The 22636-nt window shown below is 61.7% G+C and carries 24 protein-coding genes and 1 tRNA gene; 10 read left to right on the forward strand and 15 right to left on the reverse strand.

Features of this window, described 5'->3' with window-relative positions; genetic code table 11:
- Positions 1-51: 51 nt before the first annotated feature.
- From NKI54_RS01120 to NKI54_RS01175, 12 genes are all read right to left on the reverse strand, one after another.
- Positions 52-744, reverse strand: a complete 693-nt coding sequence (locus NKI54_RS01120; RefSeq protein WP_023675295.1) for a response regulator transcription factor — start codon at positions 742-744, stop codon at positions 52-54.
- The gene (locus NKI54_RS01125; protein WP_352588308.1) at positions 741-3482 is read right to left on the reverse strand and encodes a DUF4118 domain-containing protein; all 2742 of its coding nucleotides are present in this window, start codon (positions 3480-3482) and stop codon (positions 741-743) included. Before NKI54_RS01125 ends, NKI54_RS01120 begins: the two co-directional genes overlap by 4 nt.
- Before the next feature lie 53 nt (positions 3483-3535).
- Complete coding sequence (gene kdpC, locus NKI54_RS01130) at positions 3536-4105, reverse strand: potassium-transporting ATPase subunit KdpC (RefSeq protein ID WP_023675296.1); 570 nt, start codon at positions 4103-4105, stop codon at positions 3536-3538.
- 12 nt (positions 4106-4117) lie between these two features.
- A complete protein-coding gene (gene kdpB / locus NKI54_RS01135) occupies positions 4118-6211 on the reverse strand; it encodes a potassium-transporting ATPase subunit KdpB (protein ID WP_352633731.1) in 2094 nt (697 codons plus the stop codon).
- Complete coding sequence (locus NKI54_RS01140) at positions 6208-6417, reverse strand: hypothetical protein (RefSeq protein WP_352588302.1); 210 nt, start codon at positions 6415-6417, stop codon at positions 6208-6210. Before NKI54_RS01140 ends, kdpB begins: the two co-directional genes overlap by 4 nt.
- A gap of 7 nt (positions 6418-6424) precedes the next feature.
- The gene (kdpA, locus tag NKI54_RS01145; protein ID WP_352588299.1) at positions 6425-8128 is read right to left on the reverse strand and encodes a potassium-transporting ATPase subunit KdpA; all 1704 of its coding nucleotides are present in this window, start codon (positions 8126-8128) and stop codon (positions 6425-6427) included.
- 25 nt (positions 8129-8153) lie between these two features.
- Positions 8154-8243: a K(+)-transporting ATPase subunit F gene (locus NKI54_RS01150; RefSeq protein WP_352588296.1), complete on the reverse strand. Its 90-nt coding sequence runs from the start codon at positions 8241-8243 to the stop codon at positions 8154-8156.
- Positions 8244-8577: 334 nt separating this feature from the next.
- Positions 8578-10059, reverse strand: coding sequence for a hypothetical protein (locus NKI54_RS01155; protein WP_352633729.1), 1482 nt, complete (start codon positions 10057-10059; stop codon positions 8578-8580).
- A gap of 113 nt (positions 10060-10172) precedes the next feature.
- Positions 10173-10355, reverse strand: a complete 183-nt coding sequence (locus NKI54_RS01160; RefSeq protein WP_254816845.1) for a hypothetical protein — start codon at positions 10353-10355, stop codon at positions 10173-10175.
- On the reverse strand, positions 10355-10543 hold the full coding sequence (locus NKI54_RS01165; protein ID WP_023675302.1) for a DUF3606 domain-containing protein: 189 nt from the start codon (positions 10541-10543) through the stop codon (positions 10355-10357). The genes NKI54_RS01160 and NKI54_RS01165 overlap by 1 nt, the downstream gene beginning before the upstream one ends.
- A gap of 232 nt (positions 10544-10775) precedes the next feature.
- The gene (locus tag NKI54_RS01170) at positions 10776-11006 is read right to left on the reverse strand and encodes a hypothetical protein (protein ID WP_023675303.1); all 231 of its coding nucleotides are present in this window, start codon (positions 11004-11006) and stop codon (positions 10776-10778) included.
- A gap of 407 nt (positions 11007-11413) precedes the next feature.
- Entirely contained in the window at positions 11414-11848 is a 435-nt protein-coding gene (locus tag NKI54_RS01175; protein ID WP_352633726.1) for a DUF3597 domain-containing protein, read from the reverse strand.
- Positions 11849-12355: 507 nt separating this feature from the next.
- Between NKI54_RS01175 and NKI54_RS01180 the strand changes: the two genes are divergently transcribed.
- The 4 genes from NKI54_RS01180 (at position 12356) to NKI54_RS01195 (ending at position 15028) form a co-directional block, all read left to right on the forward strand.
- A complete protein-coding gene (locus NKI54_RS01180) occupies positions 12356-12955 on the forward strand; it encodes a YdeI/OmpD-associated family protein (RefSeq protein ID WP_352633724.1) in 600 nt (199 codons plus the stop codon).
- A 463-nt stretch (positions 12956-13418) separates the two neighbouring features.
- On the forward strand, positions 13419-13691 hold the full coding sequence (locus NKI54_RS01185; RefSeq protein WP_352448287.1) for a hypothetical protein: 273 nt from the start codon (positions 13419-13421) through the stop codon (positions 13689-13691).
- Between the two features lie 271 nt (positions 13692-13962).
- A complete protein-coding gene (locus tag NKI54_RS01190) occupies positions 13963-14370 on the forward strand; it encodes a hypothetical protein (protein ID WP_352448423.1) in 408 nt (135 codons plus the stop codon).
- 382 nt (positions 14371-14752) lie between these two features.
- Entirely contained in the window at positions 14753-15028 is a 276-nt protein-coding gene (locus NKI54_RS01195; protein WP_352633722.1) for an Arm DNA-binding domain-containing protein, read from the forward strand.
- Between the two features lie 111 nt (positions 15029-15139).
- Here the strand turns inward: NKI54_RS01195 and NKI54_RS01200 are convergent, their stop codons facing one another.
- Positions 15140-15445 (reverse strand): hypothetical protein, encoded by a 306-nt coding sequence (locus tag NKI54_RS01200; protein WP_352448285.1) that lies wholly within the window; start codon positions 15443-15445, stop codon positions 15140-15142.
- A 296-nt stretch (positions 15446-15741) separates the two neighbouring features.
- A tRNA-Ser gene (locus NKI54_RS01205) sits at positions 15742-15831 on the reverse strand.
- A gap of 427 nt (positions 15832-16258) precedes the next feature.
- Here NKI54_RS01205 and NKI54_RS01210 point away from each other — a divergent pair.
- From NKI54_RS01210 to NKI54_RS01220, 3 genes are all read left to right on the forward strand, one after another.
- Positions 16259-16582, forward strand: a complete 324-nt coding sequence (locus tag NKI54_RS01210) for a hypothetical protein (protein WP_352633720.1) — start codon at positions 16259-16261, stop codon at positions 16580-16582.
- 65 nt (positions 16583-16647) lie between these two features.
- A complete protein-coding gene (gene msrA, locus NKI54_RS01215) occupies positions 16648-17310 on the forward strand; it encodes a peptide-methionine (S)-S-oxide reductase MsrA (RefSeq protein WP_352633718.1) in 663 nt (220 codons plus the stop codon).
- Positions 17311-17525: 215 nt separating this feature from the next.
- Positions 17526-18515 carry a BMP family lipoprotein gene (locus NKI54_RS01220; RefSeq protein ID WP_292657345.1) on the forward strand — a complete coding sequence of 330 codons (990 nt, stop codon included), beginning with the start codon at positions 17526-17528 and terminating at the stop codon, positions 18513-18515.
- An 84-nt stretch (positions 18516-18599) separates the two neighbouring features.
- On the opposite strand, the gene NKI54_RS01225 is transcribed toward NKI54_RS01220, so the two are convergent.
- On the reverse strand, positions 18600-18809 hold the full coding sequence (locus NKI54_RS01225) for a SlyX family protein (RefSeq protein WP_031211352.1): 210 nt from the start codon (positions 18807-18809) through the stop codon (positions 18600-18602).
- A gap of 181 nt (positions 18810-18990) precedes the next feature.
- Between NKI54_RS01225 and NKI54_RS01230 the strand changes: the two genes are divergently transcribed.
- The 3 genes from NKI54_RS01230 to NKI54_RS01240 are packed head-to-tail and all read left to right on the forward strand — an operon-like array spanning position 18991 to position 22632.
- A complete protein-coding gene (locus NKI54_RS01230) occupies positions 18991-20523 on the forward strand; it encodes an ABC transporter ATP-binding protein (protein ID WP_352616400.1) in 1533 nt (510 codons plus the stop codon).
- Positions 20520-21659, forward strand: coding sequence for an ABC transporter permease (locus NKI54_RS01235; RefSeq protein ID WP_352576208.1), 1140 nt, complete (start codon positions 20520-20522; stop codon positions 21657-21659). Before NKI54_RS01230 ends, NKI54_RS01235 begins: the two co-directional genes overlap by 4 nt.
- A gap of 1 nt (position 21660) precedes the next feature.
- Positions 21661-22632 (forward strand): ABC transporter permease, encoded by a 972-nt coding sequence (locus NKI54_RS01240; protein ID WP_352576206.1) that lies wholly within the window; start codon positions 21661-21663, stop codon positions 22630-22632.
- The last annotated feature ends 4 nt before the right edge of the window (positions 22633-22636 follow it).

A 22636-nucleotide genomic window follows, 5' to 3' on the forward strand; every position in this document is an offset into this window, starting at 1 on the left:
CTGATTTGAAGCGGATTGGAAGAGGCATTTCGGCTTCGGATGCTCCTCGCGTCAATCGACTTCGCGCAGCCGGTATCCGACGCCGGTCTCGGTCGTGATATAGCGGGGCTGGTCGGGCGTCTTCTCAATCTTTAGCCTGAGTTGCCGGACATAGACTCTGAGATATTGAACGTCGGTGGAATCGCCCCAGACCTGCTTCAGCAGGAACTGGTGGGTGAGAACCTTGCCGGCGTGCTGCACCAAGGTGCGAAGAATGTCGTATTCCTTCGGCGAGAGCTTTATCTCCTTGTCCTCGACCTTGACGACGCGCTTCACCAGATCGACGGAGAGGTCGCCGGTTTGGAACACCGGTCTCTCACCCTGCTGCTGAAACTTGTGGCGAAGCGCTACGCGGATGCGTGCGACAAGCTCGTTCATACCGAACGGCTTGGTGACATAGTCGTCGGCGCCGAGTTCGAGGGCGGACACGATGCCGGCCTCATCAGTGCGGCTGGAAAGAATAACCACGGGAATGTCCAGGCCATCATCCCGCCATTTGCGCAGCAAATCATGGCCGCTCATGCCGGGGAGGCCGAGATCGAGCAGGACAAGGTCCGGCTTTTCCGTCTCGATGAGTTCAATCGCCGCCCTGGCGTTCGGCGCCTCGCTGATCGCGTAGCCTTGGCTGCCAAGCCCGACGCGAAGCAGTTTCCGGATCGGCGGTTCATCGTCGACCACCAATATCCTGACGTCCAGGCTCGTCATGCCAGATCGTCCATATTTTGATGGCCCGCATCGGGTTCGCCGAGGTTGGGCAGTTCCGCCGGCACCAGTTGCATCCTGATGGTGAAAACCGCCCCCGAGCGGTCGGACCTGTTTGCCGCCGAGAGCGTCCCGCCCATCGCTTCGATGAAGCCGCGGCAAATCGACAGGCCGAGCCCCGTGCCGGCACGCACCTGGTCACCCTTGCGCACACGGTAGAAAGTGTCGAAAACGCGCTCTAGATCCGCTGGCGGAATGCCTGGTCCCTCATCCATGATCTGCAGGATGACGAAGCCGTTGTCGGCCCAGGCTTGCAGGCGGATCGTCGAACCTGGCGGCGCGTATTTTGCAGCATTGTCGAGGAGGTTGAACAGCACCTGTTCGAACAGAACGGGGTCGACCCGCAACATCGGCAGATCCGATGGAATGTCGATCTCGGTCTTATGCTCGCCGACGATTTTGCGGGCCCGATACAGAGCTGAACCGACAATGTCGCCGAGATAGTGAAACGCATAGTTCGGCTCCATCGTGCCGGATTCGATCTTGGTCATATCGAGCAGATTGGCAATGAAGCGGTTAAGCCTCTCCGCTTCATCGAGCACGGTCGACAGCAGTTCCGTCCGGTCCTGCTCGGGAAGTGCGGCCTCGAAGTCCCTGAGTGTTCCGGCCGCGCCCATGATGGCGGCAAGTGGCGTCTTCAAATCGTGGGAAATGGAGGTGAGCAAGGCCGAGCGCAGACGGTCTGCCTCGGCCGCGAGCTTGGCCCGGTCAACATCGGCGACGAGCTGGATGCGCTCGATGGCGACCGCCGCCTGGTCGGCGAGCGCATCGAGCAGACGCTGCTGCTCGGGTGTCAGCAGCGGACCTTGCTTGTCGTTGTCGAGGCCGACAACGCCCACCGCCGTGCGTCCGGTCCGCAAGGGCAGATAGAGGCGCTTTGCTCCGGGCAGCGTGTCGGCGCCGCGCCCGGCGGCGCGGTTATGCTCCCAGGCCCAGCGGGCTGCTGCGATGTCGGCCTCGGCCAGCGTGTCGTCGGGTGGGTAGCCGGCTTTGACCGCAATTGTGCCGTTCTCCGGCAGAAGCAGCACCACGCGCAGCTTCAGCATCGAGGCGATCTGGAAGGCAGTCGCCCAGAGAACGTCATCAAGCGTCCCAGCGCCGGCGAGCTTCTTTGAGAAGAGATAAATATCTTCTGTGGCGCGTGCCCGCGAGCGCGCAGCGACCGCCTGACGCTGCACGCGCGCTGTTAGATTGCTGGCAATGACCGCAACAACCAGGAAGACAGCCAGCGCAACGATGCTCTCCGGATCCTCGATCGTCAGCGTGTAGCGTGGTTCCAGGAAGAAATAGTTGAAGGCAATGGCGCTGATGAGGCAGGCATACAAAGCCGGCCAGAGACCGCCGGTCACCGCCGACGTCAGGACCCCAATGAGAAAGATGATCGCCAGATTGCGGACGTCGAGAAACTGGTCGAGAAGAACGGCGAAGGCGAGCGAGCCAACAACATAGGCCGTGGCCCTGAGATAGGGCCAGATCTCGAACTGCCACTGCTCGTCCGCCGCCTTGACGGTCCTCGACGTCGCCTCGGCGTTGCGTTCGTTTCCCGAAATGACATGGACGCTGATGTCGCCGGCATTGCGGATGAGATCGTAAGTGAGCGAGCCTTCGATCAATTCCCGCCAGCGCGATCGGGTCGGCCTGCCGATCACGATATGGGTGAAGTTGTTCGCCGTCGCATGCCGAACGATGTCTTGCGCGACGTTCTGACCCGGAATGGTCGTCACCTCGGCACCGAGCTGCTCGGCAAGGCGCAGCTGCGTCGCCAGCCGATCCTTGTCCTCCTCGGGCATGGCCGCTGAATGAGGGGTATCGACATGAAGCGCCGTCCAAGGGGCGCGGAGCCGGTCGGCCAACCTCCGCGCATAGCGTACACGGGCCGCCCCGCCCGGACGCGCATCGACGCAGACGAGAACCCTTTCCCCCGCCGCCCAAGGCCCGGGTATCGCGTGGGCCTGCATGTGGGTCAGCAACTGCTCGTCGACCCGCTGGGCAGTGCGGCGGAGCGCCAATTCCCGGAGCGCCGTCAGATTGCCCGGCGAGAAATAGTTCTCGATGGCGCGCTGGGCGGTGCTGGGGATGTAGACCTTGCCTTCCTCAAGCCGCTTGATCAGATCGTCGGGGGTGAGGTCGATGATCTCGATGTCGTCGGCCTGGTCGATTATGGAGTCGGGGACAGTTTCCCGCACCCTGACGCGGGTGATCTGCGCCACGACATCGTTCAGGCTCTCGACGTGCTGGATATTCAGCGTCGTGTAGACATCGATGCCGTGCGTCAGGATTTCCTGGACGTCGAGATAGCGCTTGGGGTGACGGCTGCCGGCGACGTTGGTGTGGGCGAGTTCGTCGACCAGAACTAGGGCCGGGTGCCGGGCGAGGATGGCGTCGAGATTCATCTCCTCAAGGATCCGCCCCTTGTAATCGATCTCAAGGCGAGGAATGACCTCGTAGCCTTCGACCAGCGTCTGGGTTTCCTTGCGGCCGTGCGTCTCGACGATGCCGATCACCACGTCGACCCCGTCGGCCAGCCTGGCGCGGCCCGACATCAGCATCTCGTAGGTCTTGCCGACACCGGGGGCGGCGCCGAGAAATATCCTCAGGCGACCGCGCTCCTCCCGCTCGGCATGCTCGAGCAGCGCGTCGGGAGAGGGCCTGGTTTCGGCGGTGCGGCTGTCGTCTGGCATAAGGGTCAATCATGAACGGCGCCGGCTTCGGTGTCGATCCCGGCGCCGGTCCTTCACTGTTTCATCGCATCGTCCAGCGCAAGGTTGAGGGCCAGCACATTGACCACCGCCTCGCCGATGAATCCCAATTCGCGATCTTCGACATGGCTGTCGACAAGCGATTTGATCCTGGATTCATCGACGCCCCTGGCCTTGGCCACCCTGGCAACCTGAAAATAGGCCGCATCGGGGCTGATATGCGGATCGAGGCCGCTGCCGGACGTGGTGACCAGATTCATCGGTACCGGCTGGCTCGGGTTTTCGGCTCTCAGCTTTTCGGCGTCGCTCTTGATCCTGTCGATGAGCTTCGGGTTGGTCGGGCCGAGATTCGAGCCGCCCGAGGCGGCGGCATTGTAGCCGTCGCCGGCAGCCGACGGGCGGCCATGGAAGTAGCGGTCGCTTTCGAAAGCCTGGCCGATCAGCTCGGAACCGACGAGCTTGCCGTCCTTCTCGATCAGGCTGCCATTGGCCTGGCGCGAAAACAGCGCCTGGGCAATGCCGGTCATGCCGATCGGATAGACCAAACCCGTCAGAATGGTGAAGAAGACGATCATGACGATCGCGGGCCTGATTTGATTGAGCATCGACGTGGTTCCTTAGGCGAGACCGAGAGCGGTGATGGCCATGTCGATCATCTTGATGCCGACGAAGGGCACTACGACGCCGCCAAGGCCATAGACAATGAGATTGCGGCTGAGCAGCGCACCGGCGCCGACCGCGCGGTATTTGACGCCCCTCAGCGACAGCGGGATCAGCGCAATGATGATCAGCGCGTTGAAGATGATGGCCGAGAGGATAGCGCTCTGCGGCGTCGCCAGATGCATGACATTGAGCGCTTGCAGCGGCCCGGCGGTCTGGCCCGGGGCGATGTAGAAGACGGCGAATATTGCCGGGATGATGGCAAAATACTTGGCCACGTCGTTGGCGATGGAGAAGGTGGTCAGCGAGCCACGCGTCATCAGGAGCGCCTTGCCGATTTCGACGATCTCGATCAGCTTGGTCGGATCGCTGTCGAGATCGACCATGTTGCCGGCCTCGCGCGCCGCGACCGTGCCGGTGTTCATGGCAACGCCGACATCGGCCTGCGCAAGGGCCGGCGCATCGTTGGTGCCATCGCCGCACATCGCGACCAGTTTGCCTTTGGCCTGCTCGTCGCGGATCAGCTTCAACTTGTCCTCGGGCGTCGCCTGGGCAAGGAAGTCGTCGACGCCGGCTTCCGCCGCGATCGCCGCCGCGGTCATCGGATTATCGCCGGTGATCATCACCGTGCGGATGCCTATGCGGCGCAATTCGGCAAAGCGTTCTGCGATGCCGCCCTTGACGATGTCCTTCAGATGGACGACGCCGAGCAGGCGCCCGTCGCGCTCTACCGCGAGTGGAGTGCCACCCGATTTGGCGATCTCGTCGGCGATCGCCTGAAGGTCGCGGACGGTGTCGCTGCCGGGGCGCGTACTGCCTGTGGCAACGGTCGAGAGGTTGACGTGGGCAAGTACCGCATCGACTGCGCCCTTGCGGACCGAGGAGCCTTCCAGATCGACACCGCTCATGCGGGTTTGCGCGGTGAAGGGCACGAAAGTCGCATGCAGACTTGCCATGTCGCGGGCGCGGATGGCGTATTTTTCCTTCGCCAGGACGACGATCGAGCGGCCTTCCGGCGTTTCGTCGGCAAGCGAGGCAAGCTGAGCCGCGTCGGCCAGTTCCTGTTCGGTGACGCCCTTGACCGGACGAAATGCCGTCGCCTGACGGTTGCCCAGCGTGATGGTTCCGGTCTTGTCGAGCAGCAGCGTGTCGACATCGCCGGCCGCCTCGACGGCGCGGCCCGACATGGCGAGCACGTTGAAGCGCACCAGGCGGTCCATGCCGGCAATGCCGATAGCCGACAGCAGGGCGCCAATTGTGGTCGGAATCAGGGTAACGAACAGGGCGACCAGCACGGTCACCGAGATATAGCCGCCCGAATACGAGGCGAAGCTCGGGATCGTCGCCGTCGCCAGCACGAAGATCAGCGTCATGCCGACGAGCAGGATGTTGAGCGCGATCTCGTTGGGTGTCTTCTGGCGCTCGGCGCCCTCGACCAGCGAGATCATGCGGTCGAGGAACGTATGACCGGCAGCCGCAGTGATGCGCACGCGGATCCAGTCGGACAAGACCTGCGTGCCGCCAGTCACCGCCGAACGATCGCCTCCGGATTCGCGGATGACCGGTGCGGATTCGCCGGTGATGGCCGCCTCGTTGACCGATGCTACGCCTTCGACCACCTCGCCGTCCGAGGGGATGATGTCGCCGGCTTCGACAAGCACGATGTCGCCGACCTTCAGGCTGGTGCCGGGCACCAGTTTGAACTTGCGGCGGTCGCCGCCGTTCAACAGCTTGGCCTGCGTCTCGGTGCGCGCCCGACGCAGCGAGTCAGCTTGCGCCTTGCCGCGGCCTTCGGCCACCGCTTCGGCGAAATTGGCGAAGAGCACGGTGAACCACAGCCAGATGATGATCTGCAGCGTGAAGCCAAGATCGCCGCCGCTGGTAACGAGATCCTTGACGAACAGCACGGTGGTGAGCGCCGAGACGACGGCGACGACAAACATTACCGGGTTTCGCATCAAGGTGCGCGGGTTCAGTTTTCTGAAGGAATCGCCGATAGCGGGCCACAGAATGCGGGTATCCATGATGCTCACGGATTTCGACGGGCTCATTTGGTAGCTCCAGTGTCGATGTTGTTGACCGGTCGATCGTGTGCCGAACGAAGGTGCGGCGGCCCGTAAGCCAGCAGCCAGATCATGATCAAGGCTGCCGCAATAGCGAGGAATGTGGACAGCGTCGGGAAAGGAGGAGGCGTTTTCTCCCCCTCCGGCTCGGGGCGATGCCGGACCTTTCGAGGCATGATCTCGAACCAGGGCATCGTCGTTTCAGAATGTCTGACCGTGAATCATCGCCAGGTGCTCGACGATCGGTCCGACCGCCAGGGCCGGGAAGAAGGTCAGGCCGCCGACGATCAGGATGACACCGGCCAGCAGCCCGACGAACAGCGGACCGTCGGTCGGGAAGGTGCCGGCGGAGGCAGGGACGGTCTTCTTCGCAACCAGCGAGCCAGCAATCGCCAACGCCGGAATAATGACCAGGAACCGGCCCATCAGCATGCCGATGCCGAGCGTTACGTTGTACCAGGGCGTGTTGCCGCTGAGGCCGCCAAAGGCGGAGCCATTGTTCGCCGCGGCCGAGGTGTAGGCATAGAGAACCTCGGAGAAGCCGTGCGGGCCGGCATTGGCGATGGAAGCAACGCCGGTCGGCAGCACCACCGCGATAGCGGTGAAGATCAGCATTGCAAGCGGCAGGCAGAGCACGGCCAGCATAGCCATCTTGACCTCCTTGGCCTCGATCTTCTTGCCGAGATATTCGGGCGTGCGTCCGACCATCAGCCCGGCGACGAAAACGGCAATGACGATGAACATCAGGATACCGTAGAAGCCGGCGCCGACGCCGCCGACAATGACCTCGCCGAGCTGCATGTTGATGATGGGGATCATGCCGCCGAGTGCGGTGAAGCTGTCATGCATGGCGTTGACCGCGCCGCAGGATGCGGCCGTGGTGATGACGGCAAACAGTGCCGACAGGGCGATGCCGAAGCGGCTCTCCTTGCCCTCCATGTTGCCGCCGTCGACGCCCAGCGCATGGACGAGCGGATTGCCGGCGGCTTCCGCCCAGTAGCAGACGGCAACGCCGGCGATGAACAGCACGCCCATAGCCGACAGAATTGCCCAGCCCTGGCGCTGGTTGCCTACCATGCGGCCGAAGACATTGGTCAACGCCGCGCCGAGGGCGAAGATCGTCACCATCTGGATCAGGTTGGAGATTGCATCGGGATTTTCGAAGGGATGCGCTGCATTGGCGTTGAAGAAACCGCCGCCATTGGTGCCGAGCATCTTGACGGCAACCTGGGAAGCGACCGGCCCGACCGCGATAGTCTGTTGCGCGCCTTCGAGCGTCGTCGCGTTGACGTAGGCAGCGAGCGTCTGCGGCATGCCGAGATAGACATAGACCAGAGTCAACACGATGCAAAAGGGCAAAAGCAGGTAGAGCGTGCCGCGGGTCATATCGACCCAGAAATTGCCGATCGATTTGCCTGAGGCCCTGGCAAAGCCGCGGATCAGTGCGACCGCAATGGCGATCCCGGTCGCCGCCGACAGAAAATTCTGCACGGTCAAGCCGGCCATCTGCACGAGATAGGACATCGTGCTTTCGCCGCCGTAGTTCTGCCAGTTGGTGTTGGTCATGAAGCTGGCGGCGGTGTTGAAGGCCAGCCCAGGTTCGACGGCGGTCATGCCGGCCGGATTGTAGGGCAGGCCGCCTTGCAGCCGTTGCAGCGAATAGAGCACCAGGAAGCCGGCCAGGTTAAAGAACAGCAGGGCCGCCGCATAGGAGGTCCAGTGCTGCTCCTCGCGCTCGCTGGTCCCTGATATGCGGTAGAGCCCGCGCTCGAGCGGGGCCAGAATTGACGACAGGAATGTGCGCTCGCCGCTGAAAACGCGATGCATGTAGCCGCCGAGCGGCTTGGCCAGCAGAACGACGATCCCGCAATAGACGAGGATCTGCAGCCATCCGTTGATTGTCATGGGGTTGGCTCCTTGCCAGCGGAGATCAGAAGCGTTCCGGGCGAACGAGGGCGTATGTCAGGTAGGCGAGAAGAAACAAGGTCACGGCGCCGCCGAGGATATAGTCTAAAAGCATGTTGCGATCCCCTAAACTTACAGCTTGTCGCAAGCTTTGATGTAGCCGAAGCATAGAGCAAAGAACGCGATTCCAATCGCGACAACAACTATGTCCACCGCGCGTTTTCCTTATGTTGTATTTGTTTGTTTACTTTAACAAACTATCCAAACCCGTCGCCGCATCATATCGGCGGCTGGATACACCGCTCCTGTGAATATGGATCAAAGTGCCATAAAGGTTCGAGACGGGACGCGGAGCAAAGAAATCAAAATCCCATAAGGATTTCGCCGCCTCGGCGCTGGCCGAAGCTTCAGGGGGGGAAGTGCGCACCGGCGCGCGAAGCTGCCGGGGCTCAGTCCGCGCGGGTGTAGATCACCGCGTAATCGTCCGCATACGCCCGCTTCCAGCCCAGTTCGTCGAAGAACGGAATGCGGCTGTCGTCGGCGGTCAACAATGCCCAGCCTATCGTATATTTGTCGAGTTGGGCTTTCAGGATCGGCTTGCCCCGGCTGTGCCCCGTCTGCTCATCCGTTTCCGTAAAGCCATTCAGGAAGAGCTGATCCGCGCGGCCGTCGATAAACGTCCTGATGCCGTGGAAAATCAGCGTGCCGCCGAAATCGTAGGAGTTCAGCAGATTGCCCGACAGATTATGGGTTTGGGCAAAGGCCAGTGCGTCCCTCGCCGAGGTCTTCTGGCTCGGCGCGACCGGATAGGTCGTGAAGGCGGCAGCCGCCAAAACCAGCAAAACGGCAAGTCCAGCACAAATCCTGGAAAATTGCCGTGCGAAAAATTGTTCAAGTCCGTCACGCTTTTCCGCCGCCCATTTCTCGGCTGAAAGCGCTGGATATTGTTGCGCGACCTCGACGGCAAGGACCACCGGCACGAGAAGAAAGAACAGGTACATGAACCGTATGTGGGTGAGATAGACGTGCAACGTGAAGACAAGGAACAGCGCCTTGGCCCAGCCAATGCGCAATCTCGACACGAGCAGCCCGAAAAACGCCACCAGCAGGGCCACCTCCTGGAGGGTGTGCCGCGAGGCGTCGAAGGGTTGCCACTCCGCAATGTAAGGCACCGCCTCATTGCCATAGGCCACGGTGAATGTGGCGAGTATGGCCTTGACGCCATAGGGATTGAGCAGGCTGACCAGCGGGCAAAGCAGCCCGAAAACGATCCACTTGGCCAGCAGCCAGGGGTTCGACAAGCGTGTGCGCGTGACGAGATCGAGGCCGGCGAAGGCGGCGATGACGAAACCGAAGGTGAAGGTGGCATGGAGATTGGCCCACAGGCAAAGCAGCGCCAGCAGCCATAAGGGCGGTGCTTTCTCGTTGCGTGCGGCCTGGAAAAGACCGGCGGTCCAGACGACGATGATGGGCAAGGTAAAGATGTGCGGCCGGGCGACATAGACTGGCCCGATCAAGAGCGCGAGAACCAGCGTCAGTCCTATCGCCAGCGTCGGCTTCAACCACGCGCTGAGATACCACGACGTCAAAAAGACCGTCAGCGCGATTATTGCAGTCGCCAGCAGCACCACGCCGTTCCAGCCGCCGGCTTCAAAGGCAATTGCAAGGAGAACCTGGCTAAGCCATTCCTTGGCGATCCATGGCTGGCCGGCAAAAGTATAGGAATAGATGTCGACGGTGGGGAATGTGCGGCTTGCCAGCATATCCATGCCGATCTTGATGTGCCACCAGCTATCAGGATCCTGCAGGAGGGAGGTGGCAAAGGCGAGGAGCGCCGCCGCCATCACGACCGCCGCCAGCAGGCAAAACATCGGCCTCACATGCCGTATGTCGTCTATCGACGGCCTCGCCTCACCAGATATCCCGCGCATATGGCATCCCTGAGCCGCGATAGCGGAAGGGATAGGCCGAATTTGTTAGAAAACCGATAAGCTGCAGGATTGCGGCCACAACCCTGTGCCGCGCGTCCAACCGGCTCGGCGGCTCAGCCCTCGGCCTTGAAGTTCTTGGCTTCCTTCTCGACCTTCGGGCTGTCCTTGCCGTGCTTGCGCATCAGATCCTTCGCCTGCTTCGGCGAAACGTCGGTGGTTTCGGCCAGGCGCAGAGCCTCCTTTTCGTCCGGATCGCGCGTCTTGCGGTCGGCCATTGCGGTTTTCTTGTCAGCCATTACGACGCTCTTATGCTTTCGGCGATTTCGTTCAGCACCTTGCGGTCGGTGCCGTGGCGCTTGATCAGCGTGCGTGCCTGATCCGGGGTGATGCCCGCTTCCTCGGCGAAGTGACGTACCTCGTAGTCTTCGCCGCCCGCCATTCGTGAGCGGTCGCGACTGTCGGTCTTGGTTTTGTCGTCGGCCATGGCAGCTCTCCTCATCTCGACGAGAGCATAACGGGCAAGATTTCAGCGAGTTCCTTCGAGCGTGTCGCCCAGTTGCCTGCCCTCGGGCATGACCGGGCATGCGCGGCGGTTTGCTCAAAGCAGGGGCTTGGCGTCAGGCCGGCCTTCGCGCACAAACAGGCTGGCCTCTTTGGCGGCGCTGCCAACCGCCCGCCACTGCTCCTGGGCGCAGCCTGGTATTCGTTCCGGATTGCTAATGGGAGCGATGGTCGAACACGACGCCCATGGTCCTACCAACGGCCGTCATGACGATAAGCTCGACCAGATCGTCGTCACTGTTGCCGCAGGCCGGGGCCGTCCTGCGAACGATGTCCAGCATCGCCCTCGTCGATATGGTGTCGCCGGCACCGAACCGTGAAAGCGCAGATGAAACAAGCTCTTGGGCCGTCAAGTCGGCGACGGTCACCCGCTGCACCACGTTCATTGGCTTCCTCCCACCATGAACCCTCTCCCGGGAGAATGATACGCCGAACGTCGCGTTTCGCCAGCGAAATGGTGGTCCTACCAGCGCGTGGGCAGCGACCGAAATCGTCGGTTTTGCGGGAGGCAATCCGGGCGCGAGGCGGCAGCGCTTTTGTGCCATGCGACTTCGCCATAGACCCAATCCCGGCGGCCGGGATCGGTCTCAATTTTATTTACTGGCAGTCTGATGCTTGGCAGTGTGGTCTGCTCGGTTGCGGCCGAAGCCAGCGCAGCAAGAACCACGGTGCGGGCAGGACCGGGACGGTTCGTCGTTTCACGGAAACGCCGAACCGGTCTGTCTTTTTGTTTGACGCAATTCCGGACGGAAAACCGTTCACACGTTTTCCTGGAATTGCTTGTCTTGTGACTCTAGGCGGCCAGGTCGCTCGGAAGCTTGCCGCCATTCTCGGCCAGCTTTTTCATCAGTGCGTCATGCAGCCACAGATTCATCGTTACAGTGTCGTTCATATCGCCGGTGTAGTTCAGCTCGTGGGCAAGCTCCTTGCGGGCGCCGAGGCTGCTGTCGATATTCAGAGCCTTCATCAGGTCGACGATCGAATTCTTCCAGTTGAGTTTCTGCCCCTTCGCGGCCACCGCCTTGTCGAGAATGGCAGCGATGTCCGGGGCAGAGGACGGCGCGGCCGGCGCGGCCGGAGCCGGGGTTGCAGCCGGGGCGGATCGGGTAGGCGCCGTCGGCTGGGTGGCCGTGCTCGAAGCAGGCGCGGGAGACGGTTGCGCCGGCGGCGCTTCGGCCGCAACCGCGCTTCCGAAAATCGCACCTTTGATACTGTCGAAAATGCCCATTGCTATCTCCTGTGTTGCCTTGACGGTCGGTGAGGCGACCGGTGCCGAATGCCGCATTGAGCGCCCTGGTTGTACGGGACCACGAACATGGCTGAAGGGCAACTCCGAACTGGCCGAAAGGTAAAGGCTTGGTTGCGCTGAAAAATCGGCCGATACGGCAACAGTTCGGGCCGTACACAGCTCGAGAGACCGTCAAGTGCAATGGATGACGGCCGGAATTGAGGGCTCTCGGCACGCATCGGGCTAAATTAGAAGTTGCAAATAGATATGCGGATGCCGAGCGGTTCCATACCAGTAAAATCAGTGTCGGTGGCTAATGGAGGCATTGGAGCGGTACGAGGAGGGAGACGCTCTTGATGATGAAAGTAGAAAGATCGTCTAGGTTTCGTATTCGCATCGTTGAGAGGAGCGAACCATGATCCTAGTTGTCGGAGCTGAGATGACCGTGCGCGCGGCATGCAAGCGGCTTGGCATCGTTACGCGCGTGCGTCACGGGCGGACAGTCTGATGGCGCCGGTCAAGGTCGACCCCGCCAAGGTGCGCGAGTTCAGGGATGCCGAAAGCTTCCATGCCTGGCTTGGCGAGCATCACGACAGCGAGGACGAAGTCTGGATCAAGATCCATAAGCTCGATTCGGGACTGCCGTCGATCACTCCGAAGCAAGCCATCGACGTGGCGTTGTGCTGGGGCTGGATCGATGCGGTGCGCAAGGCCTTGGACGGCAAAAGCTACCTGCAGCGCTACACCCCGCGCGGCAAGAAGAGCACCTGGAGCCAGATCAATGTCGACAATGTCGCCCGGCTGATCGAGGAGGGCCGGATGACCGAGCACGGGCTGAGGCAGGTCGATGCGGCCAAGGCCGACGGCCGCTGGGCGCGCGCCTACAAGAGCGGCAAGGAGATGAAGATCCCCGACGACCTCCAGGCGGCAATAGACACCGAGCCCAGGGCGAAAGAGATGCTGGCAAAGCTCAGCGGGCAAAACCGCTTCGCGCTAGCCTTCCGCACCCACAACATGAAAACCGAAGCCGGACGCAAGAAGAAGATCGCGGCGTTCGTGGAGATGCTGAAGCGCGGCGAGACCATCTATCCGCAGGGCAGAAAGTGACATCTGACGAGGCGTGCCGGCGCTGCGTCTTGTACTTGTCCCTACCGGCGAGCCCCGAACGCGGCCGGATCGCTGCTCAAGCCCACCTTCGATCCTGGCGATGTCGCAGACGATTGTTTTCGGCGAGCGTCGCCTGCCATTCCGACACCATCTCTCATTCGTTTAATCGATGCACGAACAAAGCTCCGTCCCCACAGTCGCAATAAGTATATTAGCAGGCGCTGTTATGAGGTTTTTGCCCATTCAGGAGCCGACTGGCACGTGGGCCGTGCTTGATGCGACCGTGGATGTGCCTGCGGATTTCGCTGGCAGTTGCCTTATCGGCTTGCCGCGGGAGCGGGCGGAGTGGCTCGCAGCAAGAGCCAATCGAGATGCTGCAAAAGGCACTTCGATTTGCCGGTTGTCAGTTGCCGGGCCAACACAAGCCGCGGTTCTTAGACTTAGACCGATAGGAGAGACTTCGATGATGCACGAACAGGTAATGGAAGCTGCGTTGGCAGCCAGGAACCAGGAAGTGGATATTTGTGGTGTCTTCGACATCACCAACAAAACCGATGCGCCAATTGGCTCTCGCCGATTGGGCGAGGCTATCCACTTTGTCGCCAATGCACCTATCGTTGGCTATGATGTTCACGCCGCCGTCATCAGATATGGCCCACTCGGAACCCCCAGCCTCAGAGCAACAGATTGCGAACAGCTGTGGGAGAAGTTTGGCGAGGCCCTGCTGCAACACTGACGGGCAGACCTTTGGCGCGTATGGGCACCACCATCGCGCAGGACAGTTCGCTAGCGAGAACGACATCGAAGCCTGGCCGGTGATGTTGCAATTAAATTAGCGTAAGCGCATATTTTTTGCCGGCTGGACTCGCAACCGGCTAGGCCCGGCGACCGGTCGCCAACGGGCTGTCAGGCCGGCAACACATGCTTCCGCAGGCCCGACGGTCCCTTGGCAAGATCGCCGGAACCACAGCATGATGCGGCGGCAAAACGGGTTTGGGAGAAATAGCATGCCTAAAGTTTCGGAGCTCTTTTTCAAGACAGCCATCGTCTTTCTTATTCTGGGAATTGCAGCTGGCCTGCAGATGGCAATTTCAGGCGATCACGGCGCGTTTCCGGCTCACGCGCACATCAACCTGCTGGGGTGGGTCACCAGTGCGATATTCGGCGGCTATTATGCGCTGAATCCGGCGAAGGCTGCCCGCAGGAGCGCCATGATCCACTACGGCGTCTACAATCTCGGCTTGGTCGTGATGCTGCCGGCGCTTTACCTGATGCTGCAGGGAAACCCGGCGCTCGAGCCGATCGTCGCCACCGGCTCAATGATTGTCGCTGTCGCCGTGCTGATCTTTGCCTTCGTGGTTTTCTCCGCCGAAACAGAGCGCTCGGTCTCGGGAATACAAGCGGTCCCGCGCTAGACGGGGCGGCGATGGCGCCGAGTCGACCAAGCCCGTGCTTCTGGTGAAGCGCGGGCCGATTGGTTGTAGGCTGATCTGAGGTAAGGGTGCGGCGAAGATGAAAGCCGCTCCGTAGCCTTCGCGCGCCCTCTGCCTGCCCCAAGATACCTGCACCGCAGCGGCAGTAGCCGTCCAGCGTCCCTTTAGGCTGGCGAACCGGTGAGATTTATCTGGCGGAGAGAGCGGCAGCCAGTCGGCTGTTCGTCTGCGGCCAATGACGTCCAATAACGCTTTGAAATCAAGTCGTTAATTTTTCAGTTCGTCCAACGACATTCATTGCCGTCCAACAAAATCGCCGATACAATGTGGGTGAAAATGTGGGGTGGGGTGAGTTGGGCGGACGATGCAAAAATCGGGAAAGCACCCGGACAAGGCGCTAAGCGCGATCGAGGTGCGGCAGGCTAAGACTCCGGGACGATATGCCGATGGCAATGGCCTTTACCCCGTCGTGGACCCGTCGGGAGCGAAGCGTTGGCTCCTCCGGATCATCGTCCAAGGCAGGCGTAGAGACATCGGATTGGGCGGCACGTCGATCATCTCGCTCGCCGATGCACGAGAAACCGCGCTAGCTTACCGCAAGAAGAGCCCAAATTTCGTGCGCGCAAACCGGATTCGATGACAAAATTTGCAGGCCGCGAACGCAAAATTCTACCCGCGCGAAGCACTATCAGAGGCAAAAATCAGCATGCAGAACAGCCAAAAATCGCTGCGCGGGCCCAAAGTGTCCCCTCTATTTGATCGTCAATCGACCGGTTAAATGCAACAATAGAAACAGCGCAAAGGACACAGTAACGGCAGCGAGAACTGCGATGCACGCCTTTCTTTCGGTCGGCTTGGCGTATCGCATCAGTATCAAGAGACCAAAAATGGAAGCCAGCGGAATCAGGTATTGCCTGACTAATTCGGGCTCCGCAATCCAAGCTCCGGGTACATCGTAGCGGAACATGTGCCAGATCAGTGAAGCAGTCAGTGCCGCATGCATCAATGCCAGCAGCCCAAGTACAGCGATGGCAATCCACTTCAGTATCGTCACCATCTTTCGCTCCCCACAGGATCGGGCGACAGGTCAACACGCCCACCAAAATCAAAGCCTCTCCACACACCCGCCAACGTCGCCGTCGTCCCCGTAGTGACAGGACCATCCGGCCCCAGACTCACATAGTTGGAGGGGCGCTCAACTTCGCTCCACAATGAAGCGCTCTTGCTAGAGATAGCGTCCAGAGAAAGCCTGTGACAGCCATTTTAATCCACACAATTATGTGGGGCAAAAAGTGGGTCAAATACTGCGAGCCATGAAATTTATTAGGTATTTCAGCAATTTGGCGAGGCAACTGGCGGAGAGAGCGGGATTCGAACCCGCGTTACGGTCTCCCGTAAACACACTTTCCAGGCGTGCGCCTTCAACCACTCGGCCACCTCTCCATCCTTTAGCATTTTCGCCGCGGCCGGTTTCGCCGCGCGGGTTGGGGAGATGCCTCTCCTGTGGGATTCCGGCCGGAATTCCGGCCGTGGGCGCCGTCAACCAGCGGATACCCTTTCCCCGCACCCGAGCCGTCAAAGCAACAGGCGCGGGGCTCATCTAGTCGATCCGGTGCCGAATGCCAAGACATAACGGCAGTCTATTCGCTTTGCCGGATACGGATGCTCAGCCCATGCCGCTGGGGCACCCGTTCGGAGCCTATCGAAACGATCGGCGGAGGTTGTGCTTGCCGTCCGGCGCACCACCGGTTCCGGCGAACCGGCGGTCGCGGGTTCAACTTCACGTGTCGCGATTGCGGATAAAGCGCGCAGGTCCTATTTAACAGTCCGACACGACATTCTGATAAACTCCTGGGGAGGAAGGGTCCGGATGTTCCGCTTCGTCTTTCGTCTCGCTGCAATGGTCGCGCTTTCGGTTTCGGTCATCATGGCCGTGCTCGATGCGACCCGCTCGGTGGCGGCTTCGGCGCTGGTGATGACCCCGCTCAACACCAGCTGGCTCGCTGTCTCGCCGGATACGCGCAGCGCCTTCGAAAGCTTCGTCCGCGATAAGATCAACCCGCTGCTGTGGGACGGTGCCATCGCCTGGGTGCTCAGCCAGCCCGGCTTTGCCGTGTTCGCGGTCCTGGCGTTCATTCTTTTTGCCATCGGTTACAGGCGGCAGCGCCCCAGCGGGCGGTTCGCCGCAACCTGACATTTCCAGCCTGACCCGGTGTTCCGTACCGGGGAGGCTCAACCAAGAAGAAAAGGAACCCACACATGTTTCTCAGCGACATGCTGAACAAGAAGCTCAACCTGCCGAAACCCTCCGAGGCGTTGCCCGGCCGCGACCGGCCGATCCCGACCGCATCGAAGCACTTTGTCTCGAACAGGCCGCTCAAGGGTCCTTATCCCGAAGGGATGGAAACGGCGATGTTCGGCCTGGGCTGCTTCTGGGGCGCCGAGCGCCTGTTCTGGCAAGTCAAGGGCGTCTGGGTCACGGCGGCCGGCTATGCCGGCGGCGTCACGCCCAACCCGACCTATCAGGAAACCTGCACGGGGCTCACCGGCCATGCCGAAGTCGTACTCGTCGTCTACGACCCCAAGATCGTGTCTTATGCCGAGCTCTTGAAGCTGTTCTGGGAAAGCCACGACCCGACACAAGGCATGCGCCAGGGCAATGATGTCGGCACCACTTACCGCTCGGCGATCTATACGCTCAACGACGCTCAACACCAGGCTGCGATCGCCTCGCGCGACGCCTACGAGGGTTCGCTGCGCGGCGCCGGACGCGGCAAGATCACCACGGAGATCGCGCCGGCGCCGGAATTCTACTTCGCCGAGGAAGACCACCAGCAATATCTGGCGAAGAACCCCTACGGCTATTGCGGCCTGCAGGGAACCGGCGTCTCCTGCGCCATTCCGGCCGCCGTCTCCGCCTGATTTTATGCTCCTGACGCAAGGAATATGCTGTGGCGCCGCGATGCGGCGCCATGCTTTTCCAAAGGGTCAAAATTCCACGTGAATTTTGTTTCGGGCCGTGCCAGATTGACCCGAAGCGGGAGGAAGACACTCCTGCCTGACGCCGCATGCCTGCCGGAGAACCGGGCCGGCATGCGGTGCATAATGGACAAATAACCGACAGGGGTGTGGATCACATGAAACGTATCGTTCTCGGCCTCATGGCCGCAGCTGCAATGGTTCTTCCGGCCTTCGCCGCGGACATTCAACCCGCGATCCTCTATGATCTCGGCGGCAAGTTCGACAAGTCGTTCAACGAGGCGTCGTTCCACGGCGCTGAAAAGTTCAAGACCGAGACCGGCATCCCCTATGTGGAATTCGAGGTCAGCAACGCCACCCAGCGCGAGCAGGCGCTGCGCCGTTTCGCCGAGGACGGTCGCAACCCCATCGTCATGGCGGGCTTCTCGTGGGCTGACGCGCTTGACAAGATCGCCACCGAGTTCCCCGACACCAAATTCGCCATCATCGACATGGTCGTTGACAAGCCCAATGTCCGCTCGCTGGTCTATAAGGAGCAGGAAGGCTCCTACCTCGTCGGCGTGATGGCGGCGATGGCTTCCAAGACCAAGAAGGTCGGCTTCGTCGGCGGCATGGACATTCCGCTGATCCGCAGGTTCGGCTGCGGCTATGTCGGCGGCGCAAAGGCGGCCGGCGCCACCGACGTCATCCAGAACATGACCGGCGATACGCCCGCAGCCTGGAACGATCCGGCCAAGGGCGGCGAGATCGCCAAGACGCAGATCGACCAGGGCGCCGACGTGGTCTACGCGGCGGCAGGCGGCACCGGTGTCGGCGTGCTGCAGGCAGCGGCCGACGCCGGCAAGCTCGGCATCGGCGTCGATTCCAACCAGAACGGCCTGCAGCCCGGCAAGGTGCTGACCTCCATGGTCAAGCGCGTCGACGTTGCCGTCTACAACACCTTCATGGATGCCAAGGACGGCAAGTTCACGGCCGGCGTCAACGATCTCGGCCTCAAGGAAGGCGGCGTCGACTACGCAATGGACGACAACAACAAGGCGCTTGTCGACGATGCGATGAAGGCGGCGGTCGAAAAGGCCAAGGCCGACATCATAGCCGGCACCATCAAGGTGCACGACTATATGTCGGACAATGCCTGCCCGTATTGATCGATTGCCGTTATTGATCGACTGGCACCGCTGAACTGACGAGCCGCCGGGTGAAAGCCCGGCGGTTTTGTCTTATCGGCCCGCTCACCAGTGTGGCGGCTTGGTCACCGGCACGTCGGGCGCGGCCTGTTCCTCCAGCGCCAGGAAGCGCTCGGCCAGCGCGTCGAGCTTGCGCTGCATGCGCTCGATCACCTTCCACTGCTCGGCGATCTGGCCGGACAGTTCCTCGATGGTCTTCTCCTGCTCGGCGGCGCGGATTTCCAGCGTCGTCAGCCGGTCCTCGGGCATGGTCATTTGAAATCCTCGATCAGGCGATTGTGCAGGCTGCGGCCACGTTGGAAATTGACAAGCATGGCGGGATTTGTCGAGAGTGAACCCTGCTCCGGCCAATTGGTACGGACCCAATTGGCACAGACTGGGCGTCATGCTAGGCGTTTGACCAAGCGGTAAAAAAATAACAGTGGGAACAGGCTGCATGGCGCAAGCCGCAATCGAGCTGATCGGCATCGACAAGAGCTTTGGCGCCGTGCGCGCCAACCGCGACATCAATCTGGAGATTATGCGCGGCACTATCCATGGCATCGTCGGCGAAAACGGCGCCGGCAAGTCGACGCTGATGTCGATCCTCTATGGTTTCTACCAGGCCGATTCCGGCGAAATCCGTGTCGGTGGGCAGCCGGCATCGATCAAGACACCGAATGATGCGATCGCGCTCGGCATCGGCATGGTGCATCAGCATTTCATGCTGGTCGACAATTTCTCGGTGCTGGAAAACGTCATTCTCGGCGCCGAAAGCGATGCGCTGCTGAAGAAGAGCATCGCCAAGGCGCGTTCCGAGCTGGAGCGGCTCGAGCGCGAATACGGGCTCGAAGTTGATCCGGACGCCATCATCGAGGAGTTGCCGGTCGGCCTGCAGCAACGCGTCGAAATCCTCAAGGCGCTCTATCGCGGCGCCGAGATCCTGATCCTCGACGAGCCGACAGGCGTGCTGACGCCGGCCGAGGCCGACCACCTGTTCCGCATCCTCAGGCAGTTGAAGGAGCAGGGCAAGACGATCGTGCTGATCACCCATAAGCTGCGCGAGATCATGGCGATCACCGACACGGTCTCGGTGATGCGCCAGGGCACCATGGTGGCGACACGCGAAACCAGGAAGACCACGGTCGAGGAGCTGGCCGAACTGATGGTCGGCCGGCGCGTGCTGCTGCGCGTCGAAAAGGGCGAGGCGAAGGCCGGCGGCGTCAAGCTCGCGGTCAAGAACCTGACGGTGAAGGATTCTCGCGGCGTCACCATGGTCGACGACGTCTCCTTCGACGTCCATGCCGGGGAGATCGTCGGCATTGCCGGCGTCGCCGGCAACGGGCAGTCCGAACTGCTCGAGGCGATTTCCGGCATCAGGCATGCCGTTTCGGGCTCCGTCATGCTCGACGGAAAGCCGATCGACCTCACCGGCGCCGCCGATCCCGGTGAACTGCGCGAGCGCGGCCTCGCCCATGTGCCGGAGGACCGCCATCATGTCGGGCTGGTGCTGGCCTTCGAGGAGAACGAGAATTCGATCCTCGGCTACCAGGACGACGAGCGCTATCTGAAGGGGCCGTTCCTTGACATCGACGCCATCCGTAACGATGCCCGGGACAAGATCGTCAAATATGACATCCGCCCGGCGGACTGCCGCCTCAAGACCGCCAATTTCTCCGGCGGCAACCAGCAGAAGATCGTGCTTGCGCGGGAAATGGAACAAGATCCCGGCGTGTTGATCGTCGGCCAGCCGACACGCGGCGTCGATGTCGGCGCCATCGAATTCATCCACAAGCGCCTCATCGCCATGCGCGACCAGGGCAAGGCGGTGCTGGTGGTTTCGGTCGAGCTCGACGAGATCCGCTCGCTGTCCGACCGCATCCTGGTGATGTTTGCCGGCCGCATCGTCGGGGAACGCGGCCCCGACGCGACCGAGGGCGAGCTCGGCCTGCTGATGGCCGGCGTCGAGCAGCGCGAGGCGGCGGAATGAGCACTCCCTATGCCAAGCTGCCGGCCTGGGCCGACTACGTCCTGATCCCGCTGATCAACCTGTTCGTCGCCTTCGTCGTTGCCGGCTTCGTCGTCATATTGGTTGGCGAGAACCCACTGCGCGCAGCCGTCGTCCTGGTCGAGGGTGCCTTCGGCCGCGGCCAAGGCATCGCGTTCACGCTTTTCTATGCCACCACCTTCATCTTCAGCGGGCTTTCGGTGGCGGTTGCGGCGCATTGCGGCCTGTTCAACATCGGTGGCGAGGGCCAGGGCTATATCGCCGGTCTCGGCATTGGCATTGTTTGCCTGGCCTTCGACAGCGTGCTGCCTTGGTGGCTGACCTTCCCGATCGCCATTATCGCCGCCGCGGCGATGGGCGCGCTGTGGGCGCTGATCCCGGCCTATCTGCAGGCCAAGCGCGGCTCGCACATCGTCATCACCACCATCATGTTCAATTTCATCGCCGCCAGCGTCATGGTCCGTGCGCTGGTCGGGTACTTGAAGCCCCCCGCCTCGATGGCACCGCAGACGCGCACCTTCCTCGAAGGCGCGCAACTGCCGAAGCTCAACTGGGTCATCGAGTTGTTCGGCGCCAAAATCCGTTCGGCGCCATTCAACGTCAGTTCCCTGCTGGCGCTAGCCATGGCCTTCCTGGTGTGGGTGCTGATCTGGCGCACCAAGCTCGGCTACGAGATGCGCACCTATGGCCACAGCCCGAAAGCGGCGCGCTATGCCGGCATTTCGGAGATCCGCATCATCATTATCGCGATGATGATCTCGGGCGCGCTAGCCGGCATGATGGCGCTCAACCCGACGATGGGCGACCAGCACAATGTCGCACTCGAATTCGTTTCGGGCGCCGGTTTCGTCGGCATCGCGGTGGCGCTGATGGGCCGCCTGCATCCGGTCGGCATCGTCATGGCGGCAATATTGTTCGGCATGCTCTACCAGGGCGGCGCCGAACTCGCCTTCGAGATGCCGGCGATCAGCCGCGACATGATCGTCATCATCCAGGGCCTGGTCATCCTGTTCGCCGGTGCGCTCGAGCATATGTTCCGGCCCTATGTCCAGGCGCTGTTCGCCTCGCTCAGCCCGAGATCGGTCGGCATGGAAGCGGTCAAGGGGAAGGGCGCCTGAGATGGATTTCTTCAACGCCATCGTGCAGGTCCTGGACTCGACCATCCGCCTGTCGGTGCCCTTGCTGCTCGCCTGCCTCGCCGGCCTCTATTCGGAGCGCGCCGGCGTCTTCGACATCGGGCTCGAGGGCAAGATGCTGGTCGGCGCCTTCGCCGGTGCGGCCGCCGCCTCGGTCTTCCACTCGGCCTATCTCGGCCTCGGCATGGCCATCCTCATTTCGGTTGCCTTCGCGCTGATCCACGGCTTTGCCTCGATCACCCATCGCGGCAACCAGATCGTCTCGGGTGTCGCGATCAATTTCATTGCCGCCGGATCGACGATCATGCTCGGCCAAGCCTGGTTCCAGCAAGGCGGGCGCACGCCGGCGCTGGCCGCCGGCGAGCGGTTCGAGGCAATCACCTGGCCGGGCGCGGAGGCGTTCAGGAGCGTGCCGATCCTCGGGCCGATCTATTCGGAACTCATCTCCGGCCATTCCGTGCTGGTCTATCTCGCCTTCCTGGCCGTGCCGTTCACCTGGTGGGTGCTGTTTCGCACCCGCTTCGGCTTGCGCCTGCGCGCCGTCGGCGAGAACCCCGCCGCCGTCGACACCGCCGGCATATCAGTCGCCTGGCTGCGCTACCGGGCGCTGATCTGCACCGGCGTGCTCACCGGCATTGCCGGCGCCTATCTGTCGATGGTGCAGAATGGCGGCTTCGTGAAGGACATGACCGCCGGCAAGGGCTACATCGCGCTGGCCGCGCTGATCTTCGCTAAATGGAAACCGGTCAACGCCATGTTCGCCTGCCTGCTGTTCGGCTTCCTCGACGCGGCGTCGATCCGCCTGCAAGGCACGCCACTGCCAATGATCGGCAAGGTGCCGGTGCAATTCATGCAGGCGCTGCCCTATGTGCTGACCGTCATCCTGCTTGCCGGCTTCATCGGCAAGGCAATCCCGCCGCGCGCCGGCGGCGTGCCGTATGTCAAGGAACGCTGATCTA

It is taken from the genome of Mesorhizobium sp. M0663 (genome assembly GCF_040320585.1).
Taxonomy (GTDB): domain Bacteria; phylum Pseudomonadota; class Alphaproteobacteria; order Rhizobiales; family Rhizobiaceae; genus Mesorhizobium.